Genomic DNA, 4,471 nt, shown 5'->3' on the forward strand with positions numbered 1-4,471 from the left:
CTGGGCCTGCTCGCGCTGGCGGGCCCCGGCCGCGTCGCCACCGGCGCGGGCCATGTGCACCTGCAGGGTGCCGCGCTCTTGCTTTCGGCTCTTGATCGCGGTCTCGAAGGCTTGCGCCAGTTCGTCTACTACATCAGCCAGTTCCTCGGTCTTCTCGGCCGCCGAGGTCACTGACGACGCGTAGACGGGGAAGATCTTGTTCGCGATGTCCATCGCGTCGAAATACAGCTTGGGGTCATCGGCCAGGCTATTCACCGCCGCGAACACCTGGTCGGGCGTCGCGTTCAGGATGACCTCGGCCGTGATCCCCTTGATCCCCAAGGCCTCAAAATCCCGCGCGCCGCTGCGCGCCAGGTACTCGCGCTGCTTCTCGGGCGACAGGTAGTTCTTGATGAACGCGCCCATCGTGGCATTGAAACGCTCCAGGCCGCCCGCCAGCTCGATAAAGCCATCTGCGAAGTCGGCCAGCGCCAAGGTCCCCTTCTGCGCACCAAAGCCCAATGCGTCTGCTGCCTCGTTGAGCGTCGTGAAGGCCGTCGATAGCCGCGTGAGGGTATCCAGTGCGGTCTCGCCAGGCTTCGCATACTCGCTGGGCCGGTACACCCTTTTCGTGGTTGTCTCGCTCTCCTCGCGGTAGACAAACATCGAATCCTCGCCCTGGCTGCTGCCTACGTTCTCTTGGACAACGCGGGTGATGGTTTCTGTGACAGTCTCCCAGCTGCCCAGCACCTGCTTGGTGATCTCGGCACCCGCCTTGCCCATCAACGCAGTGATCTTTGCCTCTACCTCCTCGGGCTTCAAGCCCTGGAAATTGAGGTCCTGCATATCCAGCACCTGCGCAAAGTCCTTGACCTTACTACCAGCCAAGCCCAGGTTATCGGCCATCTTGACGACGTTGGACCGCACTCCGTCGTATGCCTTGTTGATGGAGTTCGATTGCGCTCGGGTCGCCTCCTCCAGGCCCTTCGTGTTCTTCTCCATCTCGGAGATGATCCGGCCGTACACCTCGGCTGTCTGGCTCGCACCGTTGCCCGAGTCCTGCAGCTCTTTCAGGCGGCGCCGATAGTCCTTGAGGGTTGCCAGCGGGTTGTGATTGGTGAACTCAGGCCCGCTTACCAGCGTTCCGCCCTCGCGCCACTCTTCCCAGGGCTCCAGCTCGCTGCCATTGCCAAGGGTGCCCCGCAGGCCGCTGCCGATCTTGGACTCGCTGCGCATGCCGCCAAGAACGTTGATGGCCGCCATCGCGATCATCCCCGCCACGCCGCCGGCCATCCACGAGCCGCCTGCAGCGCCCGCGCCTAAGCTGTTGCCCAGCACGCTGTTGCCCCCGAAGCTCAAGGTGCCATCGAGCGCCGCCTTGCTTGCAATGGGTCCAGCCAGGCCGGACGCACCACCACCGCCGAAAAAGCTGGTCAGCCCCTTCCATGCGGCGCCAATCATCCCCTGGCCCGTGTAGGCTTGGTAGCCCGCGCTGCCCAACTGAAAGAGGGCACCAAGCGGGTTGCTACCGCCGCCACCGCCCAATGCAGCCATGGCACCGCCTCCACCGCCGCCCACTCCCATGAGCGCCCCCACCATGTTGATGACAAGGGGCTGTGCGAACTGCTTGTAGATCTGGTCCGCCACGGTCGTTTTAAACGTGGTGGCCAGGCTCTTGGTGAAGGACTTCCACCCGTCCTTGCCGTTGTTCAGCATGTCGGCAAAGCCCTGCCGGAAAATGCCGTCGTACTGCTGCACGGTCTGCTTGACCTCATCGAGCTGCAGGCGCTTCTCGGCGTTTTCCGCGTCCTTGGCGGCCGTGTTGCGCGCGTCATTGCTGAGGTTCACCACAGCGGCCGGATCGGTCGGGTTGTCAGCCAGGATCTTGTTGAGGCGGTTGGCCAGGTCGATCTGGATCTTGTACTTGGCAATGGCCACATCGCGCTCGCGCGAGGACAGGCCCATGACCGAGGTTTCGAACTCTATTGCGGCGGATGCCTCGTTCACCGACTTGGTGTACTCGGCCACCATGCGGGCCGAGTCGCCGTAGCCCCGCTCCTTGGCCGCGTCGCGCAGGTCCTGGGCTTGCTGGCGGATAGCAGCACTCAGGCGGCCCGTGGGATCAAGCGCCAAGGCGGCGTCTGCGGCCCACCCCACAAGGGCCGCAGCGTCATCCACGCGCGCCTGGCGCACCTTGCCCAGGGCCTCGCCCGTCAGGCCGATTTCGGCGTTTTCATCGCGCGCGGCTTTGACCTTGGCCGAGGAGGAGCGGGCGGCTCGCTGCTCGGTCTGGACCATCCTTTCCAGGTCATCCACCGCCTTGGCAGTAGCTGCAGCACTCTCGCGGCGCAGGCGCGCCATGTTCTGTTCGTGCTCCTCCGCAGCCGCCTTCATTGCGCCATCAATGCGCGTCTGCTCGGCCTGGCTGTTTTTCTTGGCCTTTGCATTGGCCAGCTCTGCATCAAAATTCGCTTTGCGCTGGGCGTAGAGTTCGTCCTCCTTCTCCATGGTCCGCTCGATGGCGTCCAGCTCGCCCACGTTGCCGGACTTCATGAGCGCGTCCATCTCGTCCAGGAAGGCCTTGCGCGAGCGCAGGATCTCCTTGTCGGCGTTTTTGAAGGCCTGCACTGCAGCATTGGCGGCATCGGCCATGCCGCCGCCCTTTTTCAGGGCAGATTCCAGCTTCTCCTTTTGCCCCTCAAGAATGCCCTGCAGCTCCTCCTGCCGTGGGCTGGTCTTGAGCCCCGCGGCGGCCTCTTCCTTGCGCACTGCGTCCAGCGTGGTGGTGGTGAGCTTGATCTCCTTGCGGATGTCCTCGACCTGGGCCTTCTGGCTCTTGTAGCCCTTGTTCGCCTCCATGATGAACTTGACCTGCGCGTCCAGTTCCTTGGAGGTCTGAGCAGGGGCGGCGGGCGCGGGCGTGGGTGCGCCCAGCTGCGTGGCGAGCGTTTTTGGCGTGTACTCGATGCGCAGCGGGCCTGGGGCGGTGATGCCTGCGAACGTGGGCACGTCCTGCAGCAGGTCGCGCGAGGTGAGCGTGGGGCGGCCCTTGCCGCCGTTCCAGTTCACGGGCTGGCTGCCCTGGGCCGGCGCTGCAGGTGCTGCGGCATCCTTCGACGGATACAGCGCGCCCAAGGCCTCGGTGGTCACCTTCAGCCCGAGCCCGGCGCCGCCAGGCAGCAGCATCATCCAGTCCGGCAGCTTCATCTTGGACAGCGCGAGGGCGGCGTCACCCGCAGTAGTGATGATGCCGGCCAGCACCTCATTGGCGCGCTTCAGTGCGGCCGAGTCGCCGATGTTGCCCATCGCCTCGGACCACTTCTTGCTGAAGCCGTCCGTCGCCTTCTCCAGGTCCGTGCCTTCCTTGGCCAGGCCCTTTGTGGCTGCGGCCAGCGCCTCCAACATGACCTTCTGCGCGCCGGCCTTGTCGTTCATCTCGACCATCGATTTGATGGTGAGCAGCTGATTGGAGGTCAGGAAGCCGAGGATCTCGTCCAGGTCCTTGGCGCCCTTGGCAGGATCAGCAAAGGCCTTGGCCAGGGTCTTGGCAGCGGCGGGGGCATCCTGACCCAGCGCCACAGCGAAGTCGTTGATCCCCAGCGACAGGCCCTTGAGCATGCCAATGCCGATATCGCGGGTGCGCGCGAACTCGGTGATGACAGCGCCGGCCGAGTCCTTGGACATCTGGGGCAGCAGCGAGACCTCGCGGCGGAGGGTCTTGATGTCCTCGGCCGAGAGCACGGCCTCGCGCCCCACGGCCTTGAAGGCGATGCCTACGTCGGAAAGCTTACGCGCCTCCGACTCGACGATGTACATACCTGCACCGAAGGCAGCCACAGCGGCTGCCGCCACCGTCGTCGGGCTGACCAGGCCGGCGATGTAGCCGCCCATGGCCTTGACCGCGTTGCCGGCGCCGCCGAACGAGTCTTTGATCTGCCCGCCCTGCTGCAGCAGCACGGTCAGGGGCGCCTGGCCACCCTGCAGGCTCACCACAATGTCGGTAAATTGCGCCGGCAACTGGCGCAGCGCGGCCTGGGTCTGCGCGGCGGACACGCCGATCTTGTTCAGCGCGGGCGTGGCCGCGTTGGCGGCGGCCTGAGCCTCGCGGGAGACCTGCTGCACCACGTCCAGCATGGGCCGGAACTTGGACGCATCCAGGCCCTTGGCCGCGATGTTGAACTCGATGTCGCCCAGCTTGTCGATCACGGGCTGGGCGCGCGCTGCCTCCAGCGCCAGCTTCTTGATGCTGGCCACCATCGCGGCTTCCGAAAGGGTGAACTTCTCCGTGTTGGACGCGGCGAGATCGCCGATCTTGTCCACGTCCCTGCCCGCGTGCTCCCCGGCCTGGCGCATGTTGATGGCCATCTTCCCAGCAGCGTTGCCGAGCCGATCAACCGACGACTCTGCCTTGCTGGAATCGAGAACTACCTCGCCCTGAATTCCGAAATCAGCCATGCGAGCCCCAAAAAAAATGGGCCGCGCGGCGTGAACC

At 65.0% G+C, this 4,471-nt stretch carries 1 protein-coding gene; it reads right to left on the reverse strand.

Going from position 1 to position 4,471, the window contains the following annotated elements:
* Nucleotides 1–4,332: phage tail length tape measure family protein (locus tag ACK59X_RS29675; protein WP_409962256.1), on the reverse strand; the 4,332-nt coding region annotated here is incomplete at its 3' end.
* Between the last annotated feature and the right edge of the window lie 139 nt (nucleotides 4,333–4,471).

The organism is Acidovorax sp., assembly GCF_046339755.1.
Taxonomy (GTDB): Bacteria; Pseudomonadota; Gammaproteobacteria; order Burkholderiales; family Burkholderiaceae_C; genus Acidovorax.